Annotated in this window: 22 protein-coding genes, 1 tRNA gene and 1 pseudogene; 18 read left to right on the forward strand and 6 right to left on the reverse strand. The window is 68.5% G+C overall.

All coding sequences use genetic code 11. The annotated features are described in order from the left end of the window. Positions 1-10: 10 nt before the first annotated feature. From AB0I34_RS23170 to AB0I34_RS23180, 3 genes are all read left to right on the forward strand, one after another. The gene (locus tag AB0I34_RS23170) at positions 11-793 is read left to right on the forward strand and encodes a hypothetical protein (RefSeq protein ID WP_360448163.1); all 783 of its coding nucleotides are present in this window, start codon (positions 11-13) and stop codon (positions 791-793) included. Positions 794-876: 83 nt separating this feature from the next. Then, positions 877-949 (forward strand) — tRNA-Ala (locus tag AB0I34_RS23175). 493 nt (positions 950-1,442) lie between these two features. Beyond that, a complete protein-coding gene (locus AB0I34_RS23180; protein ID WP_360448230.1) occupies positions 1,443-2,150 on the forward strand; it encodes an AAC(3) family N-acetyltransferase in 708 nt (235 codons plus the stop codon). Here AB0I34_RS23180 and AB0I34_RS23185 read toward each other — a convergent pair whose 3' ends face one another. Further along, a complete protein-coding gene (locus AB0I34_RS23185) occupies positions 2,151-2,714 on the reverse strand; it encodes a hypothetical protein (RefSeq protein ID WP_360448166.1) in 564 nt (187 codons plus the stop codon). It lies immediately after the preceding gene. A gap of 42 nt (positions 2,715-2,756) precedes the next feature. Beyond that, positions 2,757-3,203 (reverse strand): GNAT family N-acetyltransferase, encoded by a 447-nt coding sequence (locus AB0I34_RS23190; RefSeq protein ID WP_360448169.1) that lies wholly within the window; start codon positions 3,201-3,203, stop codon positions 2,757-2,759. 45 nt (positions 3,204-3,248) lie between these two features. Here AB0I34_RS23190 and AB0I34_RS23195 point away from each other — a divergent pair, with 45 nt between their 5' ends. The 9 genes and pseudogenes from AB0I34_RS23195 to AB0I34_RS23235 all read left to right on the forward strand — a co-directional run bounded on the left by AB0I34_RS23195 (position 3,249) and on the right by AB0I34_RS23235 (position 12,098). Continuing rightward, on the forward strand, positions 3,249-3,680 hold the full coding sequence (locus AB0I34_RS23195; protein ID WP_360448171.1) for a Fur family transcriptional regulator: 432 nt from the start codon (positions 3,249-3,251) through the stop codon (positions 3,678-3,680). 37 nt (positions 3,681-3,717) lie between these two features. Next, entirely contained in the window at positions 3,718-5,964 is a 2,247-nt protein-coding gene (gene katG, locus AB0I34_RS23200) for a catalase/peroxidase HPI (RefSeq protein ID WP_360448174.1), read from the forward strand. Positions 5,965-6,071: 107 nt separating this feature from the next. Next, a pseudogene (locus AB0I34_RS23205) lies at positions 6,072-6,218 on the forward strand (helix-turn-helix transcriptional regulator); the annotation flags it as partial. Between the two features lie 216 nt (positions 6,219-6,434). Then, a complete protein-coding gene (locus tag AB0I34_RS23210; protein WP_360448241.1) occupies positions 6,435-6,593 on the forward strand; it encodes a hypothetical protein in 159 nt (52 codons plus the stop codon). After that, positions 6,590-7,237 (forward strand): nucleotidyl transferase AbiEii/AbiGii toxin family protein, encoded by a 648-nt coding sequence (locus AB0I34_RS23215; protein WP_360448177.1) that lies wholly within the window; start codon positions 6,590-6,592, stop codon positions 7,235-7,237. Before AB0I34_RS23210 ends, AB0I34_RS23215 begins: the two co-directional genes overlap by 4 nt. Before the next feature lie 132 nt (positions 7,238-7,369). Then, positions 7,370-8,806 carry a GuaB1 family IMP dehydrogenase-related protein gene (locus AB0I34_RS23220; RefSeq protein WP_360448179.1) on the forward strand — a complete coding sequence of 479 codons (1,437 nt, stop codon included), beginning with the start codon at positions 7,370-7,372 and terminating at the stop codon, positions 8,804-8,806. Positions 8,807-8,895: 89 nt separating this feature from the next. Then, positions 8,896-9,894 (forward strand): LuxR C-terminal-related transcriptional regulator, encoded by a 999-nt coding sequence (locus AB0I34_RS23225; protein WP_360448181.1) that lies wholly within the window; start codon positions 8,896-8,898, stop codon positions 9,892-9,894. A 374-nt stretch (positions 9,895-10,268) separates the two neighbouring features. Then, entirely contained in the window at positions 10,269-11,054 is a 786-nt protein-coding gene (locus AB0I34_RS23230; protein WP_360448184.1) for a hypothetical protein, read from the forward strand. Between the two features lie 60 nt (positions 11,055-11,114). Beyond that, entirely contained in the window at positions 11,115-12,098 is a 984-nt protein-coding gene (locus AB0I34_RS23235) for a LuxR C-terminal-related transcriptional regulator (RefSeq protein ID WP_360448187.1), read from the forward strand. 101 nt (positions 12,099-12,199) lie between these two features. Here the strand turns inward: AB0I34_RS23235 and proS are convergent, their stop codons facing one another. The 4 genes from proS to AB0I34_RS23255 form a co-directional block, all read right to left on the reverse strand. After that, the gene (proS, locus tag AB0I34_RS23240) at positions 12,200-13,612 is read right to left on the reverse strand and encodes a proline--tRNA ligase (RefSeq protein ID WP_360448189.1); all 1,413 of its coding nucleotides are present in this window, start codon (positions 13,610-13,612) and stop codon (positions 12,200-12,202) included. 198 nt (positions 13,613-13,810) lie between these two features. After that, on the reverse strand, positions 13,811-16,030 hold the full coding sequence (locus AB0I34_RS23245) for an NADP-dependent isocitrate dehydrogenase (RefSeq protein ID WP_360448192.1): 2,220 nt from the start codon (positions 16,028-16,030) through the stop codon (positions 13,811-13,813). Between the two features lie 78 nt (positions 16,031-16,108). Next, entirely contained in the window at positions 16,109-16,783 is a 675-nt protein-coding gene (locus tag AB0I34_RS23250; RefSeq protein ID WP_360448194.1) for a pentapeptide repeat-containing protein, read from the reverse strand. Between the two features lie 30 nt (positions 16,784-16,813). Beyond that, positions 16,814-17,650, reverse strand: a complete 837-nt coding sequence (locus AB0I34_RS23255; RefSeq protein WP_360448197.1) for an ROK family protein — start codon at positions 17,648-17,650, stop codon at positions 16,814-16,816. Positions 17,651-17,744: 94 nt separating this feature from the next. Between AB0I34_RS23255 and AB0I34_RS23260 the strand changes: the two genes are divergently transcribed. The 6 genes from AB0I34_RS23260 (at position 17,745) to AB0I34_RS23285 (ending at position 21,767) form a co-directional block, all read left to right on the forward strand. Next, complete coding sequence (locus AB0I34_RS23260; protein ID WP_360448199.1) at positions 17,745-18,293, forward strand: hypothetical protein; 549 nt, start codon at positions 17,745-17,747, stop codon at positions 18,291-18,293. Between the two features lie 53 nt (positions 18,294-18,346). Then, complete coding sequence (locus tag AB0I34_RS23265) at positions 18,347-19,036, forward strand: YcnI family protein (protein ID WP_360448202.1); 690 nt, start codon at positions 18,347-18,349, stop codon at positions 19,034-19,036. 2 nt (positions 19,037-19,038) lie between these two features. Next, on the forward strand, positions 19,039-19,551 hold the full coding sequence (locus AB0I34_RS23270; RefSeq protein WP_360448203.1) for a copper resistance CopC family protein: 513 nt from the start codon (positions 19,039-19,041) through the stop codon (positions 19,549-19,551). A gap of 29 nt (positions 19,552-19,580) precedes the next feature. After that, positions 19,581-20,540: a CopD family protein gene (locus tag AB0I34_RS23275; RefSeq protein WP_360448206.1), complete on the forward strand. Its 960-nt coding sequence runs from the start codon at positions 19,581-19,583 to the stop codon at positions 20,538-20,540. 46 nt (positions 20,541-20,586) lie between these two features. Then, the gene (locus AB0I34_RS23280; protein ID WP_360448208.1) at positions 20,587-21,072 is read left to right on the forward strand and encodes a MarR family winged helix-turn-helix transcriptional regulator; all 486 of its coding nucleotides are present in this window, start codon (positions 20,587-20,589) and stop codon (positions 21,070-21,072) included. Positions 21,073-21,197: 125 nt separating this feature from the next. Then, positions 21,198-21,767 (forward strand): NAD(P)H-dependent oxidoreductase, encoded by a 570-nt coding sequence (locus tag AB0I34_RS23285; RefSeq protein WP_360448210.1) that lies wholly within the window; start codon positions 21,198-21,200, stop codon positions 21,765-21,767. Positions 21,768-21,842: the final 75 nt, after the last annotated feature.

A 21,842-nucleotide genomic window follows, 5' to 3' on the forward strand; every position in this document is an offset into this window, starting at 1 on the left:
GCGTCGTCGCATGGGGACGACAGGGCTGATCTATGTGGCGATCGTCGCCGCGTGGGCCGCTTACCTCGTCCCCATGATTCTCAAGCGTGGCGACGAGGCGCGGCGCCGCCCGGTGTCGTCGTCCGCCGATGCGCGCGTACTCTCACGAGACCCGTCACGGCCCCGGTACGTCGTACGTCCCGCAGGTGCCGTGGACGACAAGGGATCGGCCGAGGACCTGCCGCCACCGACGCGGTACGTCCCCAACCGAGCCCGCCGGGTGGCCGCCATGCGCCGCCGGCGGGTGCTGTCGATCCTGACCCTTTCGCTGTTGTCGGTCACCGCGCTGGCGGGACTGCGGATGCTGCTGTGGTGGACCGTCGCGATCCCGGGTGCACTGATCGTCGGGTTCGTCGTACTCACCCGGATCCAGTTGCGACGGCAGGCCCGGACGCGTGCCCGACTGGCCGACAAGCGGCGGGCGCAGGCCCAGGCGCGGCACGACCGCGGGCCGGCCGGGAAGCCGGCACCCACTCCGTCTCCCGACCAGGAGCTGACGATCGAGGTCAAGCTGCCCGAGCCCCCGGTCGAGAAGCCCGCGCAGGCCGAGGGACTGTGGGATCCGGTGCCGGTGACGCTGCCGACGTACGTCATGAAGGAGAAGGCACCGGACCGCACCGTCCGCACCATCTCGCTGTCCGACGACGAGGTCTTCTCCTCCGCCCGCACCACCGACCCGGCCGACAAGCCCGCCCTCCCCGAGCCCGTCGAGCAGCCCGCCGAACCCGAGGTCAAGCGCGCGGTCGGAGACTGAAACCCACTCGACAACCTCGGTTTTAACCCGCGACCATAGGCGTGTTAGAGTTTCGCGGTCGCCAGGAAACCGGCGACCAACTCGGGGCTGTGGCGCAGTTGGTAGCGCGCTTCGTTCGCAACGAAGAGGCCAGGGGTTCGAATCCCCTCAGCTCCACGAAGTCGATGGGCGACTCGTGTCCGCGGAGAGCGCGGAGCGGGTCGCCTTCGTCGTTTGTGCGGCGTCGCTCCGCTCGCCGCAAGCGGGGGCTCCGCCACCCGCACCCCCTGCGCCTTCGCTGCGCTCGGCTCCGTGGCTGGGGTCGCCTGTTGGGTACGGCGGCTGTGGTGCCCGCCGCGGTGGGGTGCGCCTTCGCTGCGCTCGGCTCCGTGGCTGGGGTCGCGTGTTGGGGTGCGCCTTCGCTGCGCTCGGCGGCGGTGGTTGCTCGCCGCGGTGGAGGCGCCTTCGCTGCGCTCGGGGGTTGTGGTGCAGGACCTCGTGGTGCGGTTGTGGCTTCCTCCGTCCGGTTGGCGGATGGCGGAGAGTTAAATGCGCTGCGTGGTGGGGGGTTGGCGCTTAGGGTCGCGGGATGGTTGATGGGTGTGCGACGCGGGGGTCGTTGGTGGCGGATCTCAGGGGGTTGGGGGTGCGGGCCGGCGGGGTTTTGTTGATGCATTCTTCGTTGCGGAGTTTGGGGTTTGTGGCTGGGGGGCCTCAGGCTGTGGTGGAGGCGTTGTTGGAGGTGCTGGGGGTGGAGGGGACGCTGGTTGTCCCTACGCATACGCCGGACAACACGGATCCGGCGCATTGGGTCAATCCGCCGGTGCCGGAAGCCTGGTGGTCGGTGATTCGGGAGGAGGCGCCGGGGTTTGATCCGGCGTTGACGCCTGCCGGGCGGGCGTTGGGGCGGCTGTCGGAGTTGGTGCGTACGTGGCCTGGGGCGCGGCGGAGTAGTCATCCGCAGGTTTCGTTTGCAGCCTTGGGGGCGCGGGCCGATGAGGTCGTCGAGGGACACCGTCTTGATGATGGGCTGGGGGAGTCTTCGCCGTTGGGTGCGGTGTACCGGTTGGATGGGTCAGTGCTGTTGCTCGGGTGCGGACATGAGCGCAACACGTCCATGCACTTGTCCGAGTGGCGCAGCCCGAAAGCGCCTCGGCACGTTGTCGGGTCCTCGTTGCGGCTGCCGGACGGGACCGCTGTGTGGCGGGAATGGGAGGACGTCGACGAGGACGAGGGTGACTTCGGTCAGATCGGCGAAGCGTTCGAGGCCGCGGGCGGAGCACGGGTCGGCATGGTTGGTGCGGCTACGGCACGGCTGATGTCGCAACGGGCAGTCGTCGACTTCGCCACTGACTGGATGTCCACGCACCGGCCCTGACTACCTTGGTACCTGGACCTTCTGGCCTACGGGGACGCTGTTCAAGGCATAGCCGTACGCGGCGTCGCCGACGCGCGGCATCTTGTCCTTGTCGAGGAGGTACAGGATGTCGTCACCGACCGGCCAGTACTGCCGGAGATGTTCTGGAGCGCCGGTGTCGAGTTGGTAGACGGTGGCTTGCGGGTCGAGCCCGGTGCCGCGGGCGACGGTCCAGGTTCCTTCGTGGGTCTCGCGGTCGTTTCCGACGCCGACCCGGATTACAGAGATGAGGTACGTCGACGGTGCTCCGGTCGCCTCGTCGCGGTACAGGACGACACCGAGCTTCACCCGCTGGCACTCGGCTGCAGGCGGGTCGTCGATCGCGCACGGCACGTGGTTCTCGAAGTCCGCAACGGCCGGATCGCCGCTCTGATTGGTCAACGGATACCAGGGGCCGAATGTCTGCGGCGTCTCAGGTCCACGGCTGACAAGCGCGATGACCACGGCTGCGATCGCCGCGAGAGCGACCACGCCAACGCCGATCGACACCCTCGGATGCTTCCACAGCCGCCCACCCACAGGCATGCCCCCAGATTACCCACCGCGGCCCATCACTCCCGCAACATGTCAGGGGGTCAGTCGTGGGTCGTTCGTACGGCGCATGAGGAGGGACTGGCCTACTTCCGTGGTGAAGCCCCAGCGGCGGTAGAAGGGGATGAGGTCCGGTTGGCAGACCAGTTCGAGGCTGCGGACGGTCTGCAGTCGAGGGTGGTCGACGATGGTGCTCATCAGGGTGGCGCCGTGGCCGGAGGAGCGGTGCTCCGGGGCGACGACCACGTCGAGGATCAGGGCGATGTGGGTGTAGTCGGTGAGGACACGGGCGAAGCCGGTCAGGCGGTCCGACGGGGGATCGGCGAGGGCCACGACGATGTCGGACTCGCGCAGGATGTGTTCGGTCTCCTCAGTCGTCCGGTCCGACATCCACCAGGCGGAGTTGAAGAGCGTCAGGAGCTCGGGGAGGCGGTCGGGCTCGACCTCGTGCAGTACGTCGACCATCGTCTCATTCTGCGACATCAACTAATCTTGACTCATTCCAGAAAAGGCGCAAGACTGCTCGACGTGCCGACGACCGACGAGCTCCAGCAACTGTTGCGGGGCGTCTCGTTGCGGGTGACCCGGCCGCGGGTGGCGGTGCTGACCGCGGTGTACGCGCATCCTCACTCCGACACGGACTCGATCATAGGGGCCGTGCGCAACGAACTGCCCGAGGTGTCGCACCAGGCGGTGTACGACTCGCTGCACACGTTGACGGCGGCCGGCCTGGTACGACGGATCCAGCCGCTCGGGTCGGTTGCGCGGTACGAGTCGCGGGTGGGGGACAACCACCACCATGCCGTCTGCCGGTCGTGCGGGGCGATCGCCGACGTCGACTGTGCGGTCGGGCACGCGCCGTGCCTGACCGCGGCCGATGATCACGGGTTCGTCATCGACGAGGCCGAGGTCATCTACTGGGGCCTGTGCGCCGATTGCTCGTCCACACGCAGTACCTGACTTCCTGTTGAAAACGTCCAGTCCTGGAAGGAATTCGATGTCCGAGAAGCATGAACCACTGCCCGGCGAAGGCAGTGAGGAGAGCCGCGGCGAAGACAACGCGCAGGCGGCCGGCGGCTGCCCGGTAGCGCACGGACAGGGCGCCCACCCGACCCGCGGCAACGCGAACCGCGGCTGGTGGCCGAACCAGCTGAACCTGAAGATCCTGGCCAAGAACCCGGCCGTCGCGAACCCGCTGGGCGAGGAGTTCGACTACCCCGCGGCGTTCAAGACCCTCGACCTGCCCGCGGTGAAGGCGGACATCGCCGAGGTGCTGACCACCTCGCAGGACTGGTGGCCGGCCGACTTCGGGCACTACGGCCCGTTCATGATCCGGATGGCCTGGCACAGTGCCGGCACCTACCGGATCAGCGACGGCCGCGGCGGCGCCGGTGCGGGGCAGCAGCGGTTCGCGCCGCTGAACAGCTGGCCGGACAACGCGAACCTGGACAAGGCCCGCCGGCTGCTCTGGCCGGTGAAGAAGAAGTACGGCCAGGCGCTGTCCTGGGCCGACCTGATGGTCCTGACCGGCAATGTCGCGCTCGAGACGATGGGCTTCAAGACCTTCGGGTTCGCCGGTGGACGTCCGGACGTGTGGGAGCCGGAGGACGACGTCTACTGGGGTCCGGAGACCACCTGGCTGGGCGACGAGCGCTACACCGGTGACCGCGACCTGGAGAAGCCGCTCGGCGCCGTACAGATGGGCCTCATCTACGTGAACCCGGAAGGCCCGAACGGCAATCCGGACCCGGTCGCCTCGGCGCGCGACATCCGGGAGACGTTCGGCCGGATGGCGATGAACGACGAGGAGACCGTCGCACTGATCGCCGGTGGTCACACCTTCGGCAAGACGCACGGTGCGGCCGACCCGGAGGAGTACGTCGGTTCGGAGCCGGAAGGCGCCCCGATCGACCACCAGGGTCTTGGCTGGCGGAACACGTACAACACCGGCAGGGGTCCGGACACCATCACCAGCGGCATCGAGGTCACCTGGACCAGGACGCCGGCCCAGTGGGGCAACGACTTCTTCGAGATCCTGTTCGGCTACGAGTGGGAGCTGTCCAAGAGCCCGGCCGGTGCGAACCAGTGGGTGGCCAAGGGCTCCGAGGAGATCATCCCGGACGCGTACGACGCGGCGAAGAAGCACAAGCCGACCATGCTGACCACCGACCTGGCGCTGCGGTTCGACCCGATCTACGAGCCGATCTCGCGTCGCTTCAAGGACAACCCGGACGAGTTCGCGGACGCGTTCGCGCGGGCCTGGTTCAAGCTGACCCACCGCGACATGGGCCCGATCGGTCGGTACCTCGGCCCCGAGGTCCCGACCGAGACGCTGATCTGGCAGGACCCGGTGCCGGCGGTGGACCACGAGCTCGTGGGTGCCGACGACGTCAACGCGCTGAAGGCGCAGATCGCGGCCTCGGGGCTGTCGGTGGCGCAGCTGGTCTCGACCGCGTGGGCGTCGGCTTCGACGTACCGCGGAAGTGACAAGCGCGGTGGCGCGAACGGTGCGCGAGTCCGGCTGCAGCCGCAGAGCGGCTGGGAGGTCAACAACCCCGACCAGCTCGCGCAGGTACTGCGCACGCTCGAGGGCATCCAGGAGAGCTTCAACGCCGCGCAGACCGGCGGCAAGAAGATCTCGCTGGCCGACCTGATCGTGCTCGCTGGTGGCGTGGGTGTCGAGGTCGCCGCGAAGAGTGCGGGGCATGACCTCGCCGTACCCTTCACGCCGGGCCGGACGGACGCGTCGCTGGAGCAGACGGACGTCGACTCGTTCGCCGCGCTCGAGCCGGTCGCGGACGGCTTCCGCAACTACTACGGCAAGGGCAACCGGCTCCCGGCGGAGTACCTGCTGCTGGACAAGGCGAACCTGCTCACCCTGAGCGCGCCCGAGCTGACCGTCCTGGTCGGCGGTCTGCGCGTCCTCGGGGCGAACCACGACGGTTCGTCGTACGGCGTCCTCACCGAGACTCCCGGTGTGCTGACCAACGACTTCTTCGCGAACCTGCTCGACCTGGGCACGGAGTGGACGTCGGTCGACGACAGCCAGGAGACGTTCGAGGCCACTGTCAACGGTGAGACCAAGTGGACCGGTACCCGGGCCGACCTCGTCTTCGGCTCGAACTCCGAGCTCCGCGCGGTCGCCGAGGTCTACGCCAGCGACGACGCCAAGGCGAAGTTCGTCCAGGACTTCGTCGCCGCCTGGACCAAGGTGATGGACCTGGACCGCTTCGACGTCGCCTGACCCACAACCCAACAACAAGACCGGCTCCCACCTCCCCGGTGGGGGCCGGTCCTGTTCGGCCAGGTATCCCGGCAGGGTGTATCCTTTCGGATACATGGAGGTGAAGCATGAAGGGCACTGCAGACTTGCTGGCAGAGGCTCGGCGTGCCGCGGGGTTAAGTCAGGAAGAGCTTGCCCGTCGCGCTGGTACGTCTCGACCGACGCTGTCCGCGTACGAGCACGGCCGGAAGTCGCCAACGCTGGACACTGCCGCACGTCTGCTGGCCGAAGCGGGATTTGAGTTGGGCCTTCGCCCGCGGATCGACTTTGTCGAGCAGATCACGACTCGTGGCCGGACGGTTGCAGTCCCCACCCGGCTGCCCAGGCAACCTGTGGACCGCGCATTTGCTGTGGTTGCACTGCCACTGCATCTGAATTGGTCCGAGCCTGGCCGGTGGTTCAACCTCCACGATCGAGTGCAGCGGGCACGGGTGTACGAGATCGTTCTGCGGGAGGGCGGTCCCGAGGACGTTCTCGCGTACGTCGACGGCGCGCTCCTGATCGATCTGTGGCCGGAACTGGTGCTCCCGCGCGATGTCCGTGCCGCCTGGGCCGGAGTCGTCGAGAGCGCTGTCGAAGCGGCCGCATGACGCCCGACCGAGTCGGTCTGACAGCGTTCCAGATCGAGGTTGCACAGATGTTCTTCAGCCTGCCGGCCAGCTCTGGCTTCCTGCTCGCCGGTGGAGCCGCGTTAGCGGCACAGCAGCTCACATCACGGCCTACCAGGGATCTTGACTTCTTCACGGGACCGGACCGCGGCGACGTTCCGACGGCCCGGGACGCGTTCGAAGTCGCGGCAGCGGCGCGGGGCTGGTCGGTGCGGCGGGTACGCGACAGTGAAACGTTCTGCCGGATCGTGGTGTTCGGATCCGAAGACCTGCTCGTCGATCTCGCGATGGATTCCGCGCCGAGCCGTCCGTCCACGGTGAGTATCGCCGGGCCGACCTTCGGCCTCGAAGAACTCGCTGGCCGGAAGGTCATCGCTCTCTTCGATCGAGCGGAAGCCAGGGACTTCGCCGATGTCTACGTCCTGGCTCAGCGGTACGACAAGAGCGACTTGCTGGCGTGGGCCGCAGAAGTAGATGCCGGATTCAGCGCACAGGTCTTCGCCGAAATGACCGGCGCCGTCGCCAGATTCACCGATTCTGAGCTGCCGTGTGCCGCCGAAGACGTCGAGCCCTTGCGCGAGTTCTTCGCCGAGTGGGCAGTGGACCTGCGGGCCACCGAGCCGTAGCAATCCGCCTCGCTCAAGCACCTTTCAATTTGCATTTACTCTGTGCAACCAGGCGCGATCGGGAGTTGCTTGTGAGTGGGGTAGGCGCGTGTCAGGCTGGCGGGGTTGTTGTCGGGCGGAAGGGGTCGTGCCATGCGGTTTCATCATGATCGGGAGCCTGCGGGGGACCTGACGTTCAGTGATGTGTTTCTGGTGCCGAACCGGTCCGGTGTCACGTCCCGGCTGGACGTGGACCTGTCCACGAGTGACGGCAGCGGTACGTCGATCCCCGTCGTCGCGGCGAACATGACCGCGGTGTCGGGCCGGCGGATGGCTGAGACGATCGCGCGCTGTGGCGGGCTGGCGGTGATCCCGCAGGACATCCCGGTCGACGTGGTCGCCGAGGTGGTTGCCTGGATCAAGGAACGGCACACCGTGCACGACACCGCGCTGGTGCTGCCGCCGACCGGGACCGTGGGCGAGGCGCTCAACCTGTTGCCCAAGCGCGGTCACGGTGCGGTGATCGTGGTCGACGACGGCCGTCCGGTCGGCGTGGTGACCGAGGCCGACTGCGCGGGCGTGGACCGGTTCAGCCAGCTCGACGGGATCATGTCGCGGGAGTTGCTGACCCTGCCGGCCGGGACCGATGCGGAGGCCGCGTTCGATCAGTTGCACGACGGCCGGCACCGGCTCGCGCCCGTCGTCGACGGGAACGGCAACATCGTCGGCATCCTCACCCGCCAGCGCGCGCTCCGCGCCACCCTCTACCAGCCCGCCGTCGACGCGAACGGGAAGCTCCGGGTCGCGGCGGCCATCGGGATCAACGGCGACGCCGAGCAGAAGGCCAAGGCGTTGCTCGACGTCGGCATCGACGTACTGGTCATCGACACCGCACATGGTCACCAGGAGCGGATGCTCGAGGTCCTCGAGCAGGTCCGCGCCCTCGGGCCAAAGGTCCCGATCGTCGCCGGGAACGTGGTCACCGCCGAGGGCGTCAGCGATCTCGTCGCGGCCGGCGCGGACATCGTGAAGGTCGGCGTCGGACCGGGCGCGATGTGTACGACGCGGATGCAGACGGCTGTCGGTCGTCCGCAGTTCTCCGCCGTCCTGGAGTGCTCGGAACGGGCCCGTGAGCTCGGCAAGCACGTCTGGGCGGACGGCGGCGTACGGCATCCGCGCGATGTCGCGCTCGCGCTGGCCGCGGGTGCCTCCAGCGTGATGATCGGCTCCTGGTTCGCTGGGACGTACGAGTCGCCCGGCGATCCGCACCGCGACAGCGACGGCCGGATCTACAAGGAGAGCTTCGGAATGGCGTCGGCCCGCGCGGTCCGCTCCCGGACAGCCGACGACACGCCGTTCCAGCGGGCCCGCAAGGGCTTCTTCGGCGAGGGCATCTCGACCGCCAGGATGTACCTGGACCCGGAGCGGCCGAGCGTCGAGGACCTGCTCGACTCGATCGTGTCCGGCATCCGCAGTTCCTGCACGTACGTCGGCGCCGCGAACCTGGCCGAGTTCCACGAGCGCGCGGTCGTCGGCCTGCAAACGGCCGCCGGGTACGCCGAGGGCAAGCCCCTCGACACCAGCTGGTGACCGACGCACCGAGACCCGTCTCCCCGGCGGGCCGAACGGTGGATACTCGGTGACCTGACGTCAATGCGATGTCCTGGGGTGGGTTGCGGATGCCAGTTGATGGGGAGGACAGGTCGCCGGGGGTCCTGCGGGTGGACGCGGAGACGGCGATCATCCTGCGGGAGGCGTACCACAAGATCGAGTCGCTCTACCGGGCGTCGCACTACGGCCTGTTCGACTACGTCCGCGCGGTGGCCGGGAAGATCACCTCGGTCGACACCTTCTACGTGGGCTTCCTGCACGGGTCCAACCGGGTCCGGTACCCGTACGGCTACGACAGCGGACAGTACGACGATCCCGGCAGCCACATCTACGGGCCGAACGGGCAGACTGCCTGGCTGCTGCGTCAGCGTCAGACCTACCGCTTCGCCTACGACAACGGCGCCGTACTGCAGGCAGGTGTCCCGGCCGGCGACGTGACCAAGCGGTCGGAGGATGCGGTGACCGTGCCGATGTTCCGGCCCGGCCGCGATGGTGGACCCGACGAGCTGTTCGGCATGATGTCGATGCACAGTTATCGCCCGAACAGCTACGACGACAACGCCGTACGGGCGTTTGAATGGCTCGCTGGGATGACTGCGCGGGTGCTCACCCGGGAGGCGGAGGACCGGGAGGCGCTGCGGCTGCTCCCGGCCGGGGCCGAGTCTCCGAACGTGCTCACCTCGGACTCGGTGATGGAGTACCTGTCGAACCGGATCGCCATCCTGAGAGCGCTTGCGCACGAGGCGATGGCGTCGACCGATGTCGCCGATCCCGCGCGGGACTCGCTCGGAAAGCTGATCAAGGAGGCCGAGCAGACGCAGTCGGAGCTGATCGAGATGATGCTCGACGCGGACGACGGACCCGAGCAACGGTTCGCGCTGCTGACTCCGACCCAGCAGAGTGTTGCGCTGCTCCTCGCCGAGGACCCCGGCAACACCCGGATCGCGACCGAGCTGGGCATCTCCGTCAACACGGTCAAGTCCCACCTCAGAACGATCCTGAGCAAGTACGAGCTGGCGAGCCGCGCCGAGGTGGCGGCCGACGTACGCCGCTATCTGGCCCGCTGACCAGGCAGGACTGCAAGTTTCTGTCCGAGGCGCAGGACTCGTAAACGACTACATCATCCCCGGGATGAGATTGAGGACACAACAACCTCATGCCGTGGGCGATAGGCAGGTCCCGATACCAGGTGGCACGGTGTAGTCAACGGGGGGAGGGAGAGGACGCCAGAAGAACTGCCGGGGGGTCGCCGATCTGACAGGGGGCTGTGAGATCGACAGACGCGGGGGCTCACAGGAATTGGCGTCCTGATCTGGTCGCGGGTGGTGAGGGGAGTTCGGCCGAGGCTTGGGAGGGCGACTCGGGAACTCGGACCCACCACCCGCGACTTCTCTGTGTAATCGGCGTGCGCGGTGCTTGCGTGCGGTGAGAGAGTCGGGACGTGCCGACCACCGCGCCAACGGAACCCAGGTCCGTCGAGATCGCGTGTGACGAGTCCGGGTACGAGGGGGAGAAGCTCGTCGGCGGCGTGACGGACGTCTTCGCGCACGCGAGCGTGCGACTGGACGAGCAGACCGCGGCGGCGTGCGTCGCCGAACTCCGGGCCCGGATCAAGTCGCCCGCGACCATGTACAAGGCCGGGCACCTGCTCCGGTCGAAGCACCGCGCGGTCCTGCTCTGGTTCCTCGGACCGGACGGCCCGCTGGAGGGCAACGCGCACGTGTTCCTGGTCGACAAGACCTACTTCCTGGTCTCCGGGCTGGTCGACTTCCTCGGCGCCCGATCCGAGACGATCCGGTTCTTGTACGACGCCGGCCGTCGTACCGCGGAGGCGCGAGTCTTCCTGGAAGCCGCCAACGACTTCGTCCGGGCCGCCGACGAGTCGCCGATCCCCCGGCTGGACCCGTTGATACCGGCGATCGTCCGGGCGGTGGAGTTCTGGAGCGACGGCGGGCAGGCGGTCGCGATCGCGCACGATCGGCAGACCACGTTGTCGGCCGAGCGGGTCGGCCGGTTGCAGGAGTCGACCGAGGGATTCGCCGCGCTGGAGCAGGTGGACTCTTTCACCGACCATCGCATCCAGATCGCCGATTTCCTGGCCGGCATCACCCGCAAGATCGCCTCCGACCAGTTGCGGGGCGCCGACGATGCGGAGGTGAGCGTCCTGCTGGCGCCGTACCTGGACAAAACGTCGGTCTGGCCCGCCTGGGTCCGCCTGGCGGACTAGCACCTGGCAATATCCCGGCGGCGGCGTCATAGTCGAGTGATCGATTGAAGGGTCGACGTCGTGGAGGCAGACAAGTCCGCCCCGCTGAGGGTCGACGCGGAGACCGCGATCATCCTGCGCGAGGCATATCACAAGATCGAGGCGCTGTTCCGGGCCGATCACTACGGCCTGTACGACTACGTGCGGGTGGTGGCCGGCAAGGTCGCGCGGGTCGACGTGTTCTTCGTCGGTTTCCTGCAGGGCAGCAGCCGGGTCCGCTATCCCTACGGCCACGACGACGGCCGGTACGTCGACCCGGACACGCACAACTTCGGTCCGAACGGCCAGACCGCGTGGTTGCTGAAGCGGCGGCAGACGTACCGGTACGCCTACGACAACGGTGCCGCGCTCCATGCCGGCGTACCGATCGGTGATGTCGGACGGCAGTCCGAGGACGCGGTGACGGTGCCGATCTTCCGGCCGTCCAAGGATGGTCCGGACCAGTTGTTCGGGATGCTGTCGATGCAGAGCTACGAGCCGAACAGCTACGACGACAACGCCGTCCGGGCGTTCGAGTGGCTGGGCGGCGTGGTGGAGCGGGTGCTGACCCGCGAGGGCGAGGACCGGGAGGCGCTGCGGATGCTGCCGGCCGGTGACGCCGGACCCAACCTGCTCACCTCCGACCACGTGATGGAGTACCTGACCCACCGGGTCGCGTCGATCCGCGAGATCGCGACCGAGGCGCTGAGTGAGTCCGAGCTGGCCGTGGCGGTGGAAGGCCATCTGCATCGCATCGTCGACGCGACGGAGCACATCCAGTCCGAGTTGATCGAGATGCTGATGGACACCGACGAGGGTCCTGAGCGCCGGTTCACCAGCCTGACCAAGGCCCAGCAGAACGTCGCCGTCCTGCTCGTCGACGGCCTGGACAACGACCAGCTCGCGGCCGAGCTCGGGATCAGCCTGAACACGGTCAAGACCCACCTCAGCGCGATCCTGCGCAAGTACGGCATGGTCCATCGCGCCCAGGTCGCCGACGACGTCCGCAAGTATCTGGCGCGCTGACCGGTGGACCGCCAGGCCATCACAACGGGCTGTTCGCGGCAGTGCTCCGCGGGCGCCGAGCGCCGGCGCGTGATTGTGATGGCCTGGCGGTCCGTGCCGCGCTAGTAGGAGCGGGCGACGATCGCGGTCAGGCCGCTCTCGCTGTCCTCGGTCGGGAGTGTGCCGTCCGGGCGCTGCAGGCAGCGGACGGTGATGCCGGCCGTGGCCAGTCGGTCCTCGCCGTCTTCGCCGACCACGTCGTACGGCAGGCTGGCCCACCCGGTCGCGGCCGCCTCCAGGGCCTCGTCCACGGTGGAGACGGCCGTGGTCCGCGCGGTCTGGCGAGCGGCTGCCTCGTCCAGCAGGAGAGCCTGGTCCGCATCCATCGCCGCGACCACTGTCGACGTGAGATCCGGCAGGCCGACGGTCTCCTTGCCGGAGCCCCGCAGCCGACGTGCGACCGTCGCGACATTGCTGTCCAGGTCGCGGGGGCCGAGCTCGACGCGGACCGGGACGCCCTTCAGTTCCCAGTTCACCGCGCGCCGCCCGAACGGCTGATCGGTCCGATCGTCGACCTCGACGCGCAGACCGGCCGCCATCAGCTCGTCCGCGATCCGCCGAGCGGCCTCGAGGGTCTCGTCCCTGACTGCGAGTACGACGACCTGGGTCGGCGCGACGACCGGCGGCACGCGCAGCCCGGCGTCGTCACCGTGCACCATGATCATCCCGCCGACCATGCGGGTGGTGCTGCCCCAGGAGGTGGTCCAGGCGAGCTCGCGCTGCCCGTCGCTCGACAGGAAGCCGATGTCGAAGGCACGGGCGAAGTTCTGGCCGAGTTCGTGGGCCGTGCCCATCTGCAGGGCCTTGCCGTCACCGGTCATGGCTTCCAGCGTCATCGTGTTGACCGCCCCGGCGAACCGCTCCCGCCGCGTCTTCCGGCCGGGCAGCACCGGGATCGCCAGCACGTTCACCATCACGTCGCGGTAGACGTCGTACAGGATCCTGGTGGCGAACGCGCGGGCGTCCTCGGCGGTCGCGTGCGCGGTGTGGCCCTCCTGCCACAGGAACTCCGTCGTCCGCAGGAACAACCGTGGCCGCAGCTCCCAACGGACCGCGTTGGCCCACTGGTTCAGCAGCAGCGGCAGGTCGCGATAGCTCTGGATCCACTTCGCCATGTACTCACCGATGACGGTCTCCGAGGTCGGACGGACCACCGCCGGCTCCTCGAGTTGCTTGCCTCCGGCATGCGTCACCACGGCGAGCTCGGGACTGAAGCCCTTCACGTGCTCGGCCTCACGGCGCAGGTAGCTCTCCGGGATCAGGAGTGGGAAATACGCGTTGGCCGCGCCGGCAGCCTTGATCCGCTCGTCCAGTGCCGCCTGCAGCCGCTCCCAGATCCCGTACCCATACGGTCGGATGACCATGGTCCCCCGCACCGGCCCGTTGTCGGCGAGCTCGGCTTTGGCAATCACATCCTGGAACCATCGGGGAAAGTCCGTGGCCTGAGTGGCAAGCACGGATCGGGTTGCGGTCATGCCGGTCAGTGTAGGAAGGCGATCGCTGGAGCGGCCACGCATTAACAAGCAGCAACTCCCGGCGCCCTGGCGGGCGCCGGGAGTTGCGAGAGACAACAGAGCAGCGTGACGGGGCGGATGTTCAGGTGCGTTGCGTCCGCTCGGACGCGGTCGTCAGAGCGAGCCGAGGGGGTCGTTGCGTCCGCTCGGACGCGGACGTCAGAGCGAGCCGAGGGCGTCGTTCCACGTCTTGGAGGGGCGCATGACGGCGGCGGCCTTGGCCGGGTCGGGCTGGTAGTAGCCGCCGAGGTCGACCGGGCTGCCCTGGACGGCGATCAGCTCGTCGACGATCGTCTGCTCGCTCGCCGTGAGCACCTCGGCCAGCGGGCCGAACGCCTTCGCCAGGTCGGCATCGTCGGTCTGCTTGGCCAGCTCCTGGGCCCAGTACAGGGACAGGTAGAAGTGGCTGCCGCGGTTGTCGATGCCACCTACGCGACGGGTCGGCGACTTGTCCTCGTTCAGGAACGTCGCGGTGGCCCGGTCCAGGGTGTCGGCGAGGATCTGGGCGCGTGCGTTGCCGGTCGCCTGGGCCAGGTGCTCGAAGCTCGCGGCCAGCGCGAAGAACTCACCCAGGCTGTCCCAGCGCAGGTAGTTCTCCTTGACCAGCTGCTGCACGTGCTTCGGCGCCGAACCGCCGGCGCCGGTCTCGAACAGCCCGCCACCAGCCATCAGCGGCACGACCGACAGCATCTTCGCGCTGGTGCCGAGCTCGAGGATCGGGAACAGGTCGGTCAGGTAGTCGCGCAGTACGTTGCCGGTCACCGAGATGGTGTTCTCACCGCGGCGGATCCGCTCCAGCGAGAACCTGATCGCGTCGACCGGCGCGAGGATGCGCAGGTCCAGACCCTCGGTGTCGTGGTCGAACAGATACTTCTGGACCTTGGTGATGATCTGAGCGTCGTGAGCGCGGGTCTCGTCCAGCCAGAACACCGCCGGGTCGCCGGTCGCCCGGGCCCGCGTGACGGCCAGCTTGACCCAGTCGCGGATCGGGGCGTCCTTGGTCTGGCAGGCGCGGAAGATGTCGCCGGCCGAGACGGCCTGCTCCAGTACGGCGTTGCCGGCCTCGTCGACGAGCCGGACGGTCCCGGTGGTCTGGATCTCGAAGGTCTTGTCGTGCGAGCCGTACTCCTCGGCCTTCTGCGCCATCAGGCCGACGTTCGGGACCGAGCCCATGGTGGACGGATCGAAGGCGCCGTTGGCGCGGCAGTCGTCGAGCACGACCTGGTAGATCCCGGCGTAGCTGCTGTCCGGCAGTACGGCGAGCGTGTCGTGTTCCTGGCCGTCCGGTCCCCACATGTGTCCGGAGGTGCGGATCATGGCCGGCATCGACGCGTCGACGATGACGTCGGACGGGACGTGCAGGTTGGTGATGCCCTTGTCCGAGTCGACCATCGCCAGCGCCGGTCCGGCGGCCAGCTCGGCGTCGAACGACGCCTTGATCTCGGCGCCTTCGGGCAGCGACGCGATGCCGTTGAGGATGCCGCCGAGCCCGTCGTTCGGGGTCAGGCCGGCCTTGGCGAGTACGTCGCCGTACTGCGCGAAGGTGTTCGGGAAGAAGGCGCGGACCACGTGGCCGAAGACGATCGGGTCGGAGACCTTCATCATCGTGGCCTTCAGGTGGACCGAGAACAGCACGTCGTCGGCCTTGGCCCGGGCGACCTGAGCGGTGAGGAACTCGCGCAGCGCGGCGACGTGCATCACCGACGCGTCGACGACCTCGTTGGCCAGCACCGGCACCGACTCGCGCAGGACGGTCGTGGTGCCGTCGTCGCCGACCAGCTCGATCCGCAGCGAGCCGTCGGCCTCGATCACGGCCGACTTCTCGGTGGACCGGAAGTCGTCCTGGCCCATCGTGGCGACGTTGGTCTTGGAGTCCGCCGACCAGGCGCCCATCCGGTGCGGGTGGGTCTTGGCGTAGTTCTTCACCGAGGCGGGGGCGCGGCGGTCCGAGTTGCCCTCGCGCAGCACCGGGTTCACCGCGGAGCCCTTGACCTTGTCGTAGCGGGTCTGGATCTCCCGCTCCGCGTCGGTCTTCGGCTCGTCCGGGTAGTCCGGCAGCGCGTAGCCCTGGGCCTGCAGTTCGGCGATCGCCGCCTTCAGCTGGGGGATCGAGGCCGAGACGTTCGGCAGCTTGATGATGTTGGCTTCCGGCGTCCGGGCCAGCTCGCCGAGTTCGGCCAGCGCGTCCGCGATCCGCTGGTCGTCCTTCAGGTACTCCGGGAAGAGGGCGATGATCCGGCCCGCCAGCGAGATGTCCCGGGTCTCCACCCCGACCCCGGCCTGACCGGCGTACGCCTGGATCACCGGGAGGAACGAGTACGTGGCGAGCGCCGGAGCCTCGTCGGTGTGGGTGTAGATGATGGTCGAGTCGGTCACCACGTGCTCCACTTCAGGTCGGCAAGCTCCGCCCCCACCCTAATAGCCAGTCCGCCCGGCCCAGACCGGACGTGTCCATGCTCACGCTCCGTTCAGGTCGTCCGGGTGAGCAAGGGTGATGCCGGCTGCCGTGGTGACCGCGCTGGTGAAGGTCAGGGTGTCGATCGGGGAGGAGGCGGCCACGGTCGCACCGGTCAGGGCGGTGAGGCCGCGGGCGGCGTCCCAGGTGCAGTCGACGAAGACCGCCCCGGACGCCTTGACCTGGGAGAACTCCGCCCCGGTCAGGTCGCAGCCGCGGAACACGGCGCCGGTCAGGTCCGCGGAGACGAAGTCCGCGTTCTGCAGGCGGCAGTCGGAGAACTCCACCTTCACGAACTTCGCGAAGCGGAACGAGCCGAAGTCGAGCACGCTGTCACGGATCGTGGCGTGCTGGATGCTCATCCCCGGCCCGGCGAACCCGGTCAGCCGGGACGAGTTGATCGCCACCCGGGTGAGGGCGGCATCGGACCAGCGGGCGTTCGCGACGTCGCACTGGGACAGCTCCGCGTCGACCAGGATCAGCTTGTCCAGGTCCGACCCGGCCAGCTTGGCGCGGGTCAGCCGGCAGCCGCTCAGCTCGAGATGCTCGGCGACGAGATCGCTCAGATCCACGTCCTCCAGGGACAGGTCGAGCAGCCTGGCTTCGTCCTCGATGTCCTCCGGCGTGGGCGAGGCGGACTCGAGCTGGGTGCGCAGCCGGGGCGCGGCGATCTTCATGGTGTGACCGTAGCCAGAGCCGTGGACACTTCAGTTCGAGCGCAGGTAGTGCGCCGCCGCGCCGATCAGCGCCGAGTGCTCGGTGTCACCGGTCGGCGCGACGTCGAAGCCGAACACCTCCGCCACGATGTCGAAAGCCCCCGAGATCGAGCCACCCAGCACGGTCCTCGTCACCCCGAAGCGATCCAGCCAAGGGGTGAGTGCGGTCGCAAGATCACCGAAGGCCGTCAGCAGGGCGTCCTTCGCGGCGGCGTCACCGGCCCGCGCGTCCTCGGCGATCTCCTTGACTCCAGGCACTTCGGTACCTGTGCGTGCGAAGTACCTGCGGAGGATCGCCCGTCCGGAGATCGAGTCCTCCAGCGGCTTGCCGGCGTACTCCGTCTTGTAGAGCTCACCGCCGGGCGGGACGGTGCCGCCCTCGCGGACCACGTGGCCGTCGGCGAGGAACGCCGTACCGACGCCGGTGCCGATGGTGACTCCGACGCACCGCTCGACGCCGCGGACCTCGCCCGCGGTCCACTCACCGACAGCGAACGCCTCGGCGTCGTTCATGAACATCAGCCGGTCCAGGGCGAGCTCGGCGCGCAGACTGTCGCCCAGGTTGTACCCGTACAGCTGGTCGAACTTGTCCTGTCCGCGATACCAGGCGACGCCGGTGGCGAAGTCGAACGGACCGGGCAGCGCCACCGCCAGACCGTTTGCCAGCGGCAACTTCCGGGCCGCCGTCGCGACCTGCGCGACGACCACCTCGGCCGCCTTCTGCGACGCGAGATTCGCCCGCTCCACCACGTTCACAGACCAGTCGTCCGGCGACACCACCGCCGCCGTCACGTGACTGCCCCCGATCTCCAGCACCGCTACGTCCATCCGGTCATCTTGACAGCAGCAGGGTGCGCGGGCCGCTCGCGGCAGTCCTGTCCGTAGAGTGTCTGGTACGAGTGACACTCGAGGGGATCGGGGAATGCACGCCGAGAGCAGTGCGACGCCCGTGGTCGCGGCGCTGAGCGTCGTGGTCGCGGTAGCCGGTCACGCGCTCGCGGGCGGCACCGTCGCCCTCCAGTTGGTCTCGCCGCTGCTCGCCCTGACCGCGGTCTGCTGGCTGCTGGGTGAGTACCTCGCCGGCGAACGCGCACTGTCCGTGGTCGTGCTCGCCGCGATCCAGCTGTTCGTCCACGTCACCCTGGATGCGGCCCACCAGCCGATGGCCATGCCAATGCACCACGGAGGCATGCCGCAGGGGATCGGCGGCAGTCTCGTCATGACTGCCGCGCACCTGACCGTCCTGCTCGCAGGCGTCCTCGCGATCACAGGCGCACATCGCTGGGTCCACCGAGTACTGCGGATCTTCGCGCGCGTCCTGCCGCGGCTGCCGATCCTGACTCCAGTACGCCGGTACGCCGTCGTACTGCTCGACGTACCGCCGTCACCGCGACTGGTTCAGCGGTGGCCCGCCTCGAACGTCTCGCGGCGCGGACCGCCGGTCATCCGGGCGATCCCAGCGATGTCCTGACCGGCCGCGTGCCTTCGCGGCCGGGTTGTGCCGTGTGACCGCGAAAGGTTCCCATGTCCAAGAAGTTCGCCCTGCGTGCTGTCGCTATCGCGGCGGCGTCCACGCTGGTGCTGGCCGGCGCCGCCACCTCGGCGTCGGCCCACGTCACGGTGTCGTCGCCGGACGCCAAGCCCGGTGGGTACGCGAAGCTGGTCTTCCGCGTGCCGACCGAGTCCGATACGGCCGCCACCACGAAGCTCGTCGTCTCGTTGCCCAAGGACCACCCGTTCGCCAGCGTCGGCGCGCAGGTGAAGCCCGGCTGGACGGTGGTGAAGACGACCGAGCAGTTGCCCGCGCCGGTCAAGATCGGCGACGTCACGCTGACCAAGGCGATCACCACCGTGACCTGGACTGCCACGGCCGGTGGTGTCCCGGCCGGCAACTTCGACGAGTTCTCCCTGTCCGTCGGGCGCCTTCCGGACAGCGTCGATGCGCTGAGCTTCCCCGCAGTGCAGTCCTACAGCGATGGCGAGGTGGTCAAGTGGGACCAACTCGCCAAGGAGGGTGCTGACGAGCCGGAGCACCCGGCTCCGACGCTCAAGCTGGCCGCAGCGATCACGCCGGTCGCGGCAACGACCTCGGAGACCGGGGACTCGTCGGATCAGCTGGCTCGCGTTCTCGGTGGCGCCGGCCTGCTGCTGGGCCTGATCGGCTTGGGCCTGGGACTCCGGTCCCGCAAGCCGGCTGGATCCGAGAAGGCATAGTCGTGCGCCGACTGATCGCAGTACTGGTGGCGTCGCTGCTCGCTCTGGTGGTGTCCACCGGAGTGGCGGCGGCGCACGCCAAGCTCGAGTCGATGACCCCGGCCGATGGTTCGTCCATGTCCGCACCACCGACCAAGGTGGTGCTGACCTTCAACGAGCCGGTCGGCAGCAACGGCACGCAGGTGCAGGTCAAGTCGCCGTCCGGGACCAATGTGGCCACCGGCGACGTGCAGGTGATCGACAACACCGTGACCCAGCCGGTCGGCGCGATGGTCGACGCCGGCCGGTACCAGGTCGACGCCCGGGTGGTGTCGGCTGACGGTCACCCGATCACCGTCACCGGATCATTCACCGTCACCCACGCCGGCCACCCGGCCACCCAGCCGGGCGGTACGCCGACCGCCAGTCAGGACAGCGGCTCGAACACGGTCACGATCGTGGCCCTGTGCCTGGTGATGCTGGTCGTGGTGGCGCTCGCGATCGTCATCGTACGCCGCCGGCCCGCCTCGCAATGAGGTCGGCGAAGCCGGCCGTCGCTGGCGGAATGGTTGCCGCTGGCATCGTGGTGATGGTCGTCGCCCTGCTCGCGGCCGGCGGTGCGCCGCAACCGTTGCCGGCCGGTCTCATCGGTGCCGGGATGCCTTTGTCCTGGTCGGTTCCGGTACTGCGTTTCGTCGCCGATGCTGCCGCGGTGGCGACGGGCGGTGCACTCGTAGCGGTCATACTGTTGCTTCCAGCAACTGATGGGAGACTGTCGCCGAAGGGTTTGCGGGCCTGCCAGGACGCGGCGATCGCGGCCGCGGTCTGGGCGGTGGCGAGTATCGGCGGGCTGATCACCTCGGGCGCGGTGATCCTGGGGATCCCGTTGTCGCACCTTGCCGAGCATGCGTCCGTGGCGGGGGAGCTCTTGCAAGTCAGGGCTCTGGCGGTGGCCGTCGTACTGACGGCGATTCTCGCGGTTGTCCTGAGTGGCTGCAGGACGGTCCGTGGCGCGCGGTTCGCGGCGGTGCTCACCGCAGCTGCACTGACCGGTCCGCTGCTCACTGGACACGGCGCGATCGAGCGAACGAACGTGTGGTCCGTCCTCGCGACCACCTCACTGGTCGTCCACGTCTTCGCGGCGACGGCGTGGATCGGCGGCCTGGGCGCCGTACTGCGGTATGCCCGGGATCAGCAGGCCGTCGAGCGGTTCAGCCGGCTCGCACTGGTCTGTGCGATGGCGATCGGCGTCACCGGGTTGCTGACCGCGGAGATCCACCTCGGCGGGCGGGACGACGGCTGGGCGCTGATCACGCAATGGGTCACCAGCGGGTACGGCGCTCTGGTGTTCGCGAAGACCGTGGCGTTCGCGATGCTGGTGCTGGTCGGGTGGTGGCATCGGCGGACAACGCTCCCGGAGTTGGCGGCCGGGGATCCGGCGGCGTTCCGGCGCTTGGCGATTATCGAGCTGCTGATCATGGCCGGGACTGTGGGCTTGGCCGTTGCCCTTTCGCGCACGCCGTGACGTGCTGACTCGGTGATATGTCAACAGATGTCCGTACACTGGGTGGATGACGGAACCACGGTGGCTGGATGCGCGTGAGGCGCGTCTGTGGGAGTCGTACCGTGACGCGCATCGCGAGCTGACGCGCGCCCTCGAGGCCCGGCTGATCGCGAACTCCGGGCTGTCCGGCGCCGACTACGCCCTGCTGCATCCGCTGTCCGTCGCGGAGGACGGCGTACTGCGCACTCGCGATCTCGGCAAGTCGGTCGGCTGGGAGCGCAGCCGGCTGTCGCACCAGGTCAGCCGGATGGAGAAGCGTGGCCTGGTCACCCGCGAGGAGTGCGAGTCGGACGCCCGTGGCTCGATGATTCGGCTCACCGGCCTCGGCCGGAAGGCGATCGAGGCGGCCGCACCGGACCACGTCGAGGCCGTCCGCAGCTACTTCTTCGACCACTTGAGTCCCGAGGAGCAGGGCCAGCTCGGCGTCCTCCTCGAACGCGTCCTCACTGCGGTGCCCGCGAACCCGTGCGCGACACCGGACTGCGAGGAATAGATCACCCCGGCGGTCCCAGCAGGTGAGAGTTGCGACCCTTGGGTTGACATGTCATCTCGATCGGCTACTTTGGTGATGCATCACCAAAGAGCCTTCGGGCGCCCTCTCTTCGTGAAGGAACAGTCATGCCCAAGATCGCGATCATCCTCGGCAGCACGCGCCCGGGCCGTAACGGCGAAGCCGTGGCTCAGTGGGTGCTGGATCTCGCCAAGCAGCGCAGTGACGCCGAGTTCGAGCTGGTCGACATCGCCGACTACAAGCTGCCGCACCTGGACGAGGCCCTGCCGCCGTCGCTGGGCCAGTACAGCCAGCCGCACACGCACGCCTGGGCCGACAAGATCGCCTCCTTCGACGGGTTCGTCTTCGTCACCCCGGAGTACAACCACTCCACCTCCGGCGCGCTGAAGAACGCGATCGACTTCCTGTTCAAGGAGTGGAACGACAAGGCGGCCGGCTTCGTCAGCTACGGTGCGGTCGGCGGCGCCCGTGCGGTCGAGCACCTGCGTCTGGTGATGGGCGAGCTCAAGGTCGCCGACGTCCGCAACCAGGTCACGTTGTCGCTGGCCACCGACTTCAAGAACTACTCCGAGTTCGCCCCGGCCGACTTCCACGAGCCTGAGGTCCACGCCATGCTCGACCAGGTGATCAGCTGGAGCAACGCCCTCGCCGGCGTCCGAGTCCCCGCCGCTGTCTGACACTTCACGTCTCTCGCCCGCCCCGGTGCTCTGCGCCGGGGCGGGCTCTCGTTTTCTGGTGGTGACTCCCGGTAT

It is taken from the genome of Kribbella sp. NPDC050281, assembly GCF_040655855.1.
Classification (GTDB): Bacteria; Actinomycetota; Actinomycetes; order Propionibacteriales; family Kribbellaceae; genus Kribbella.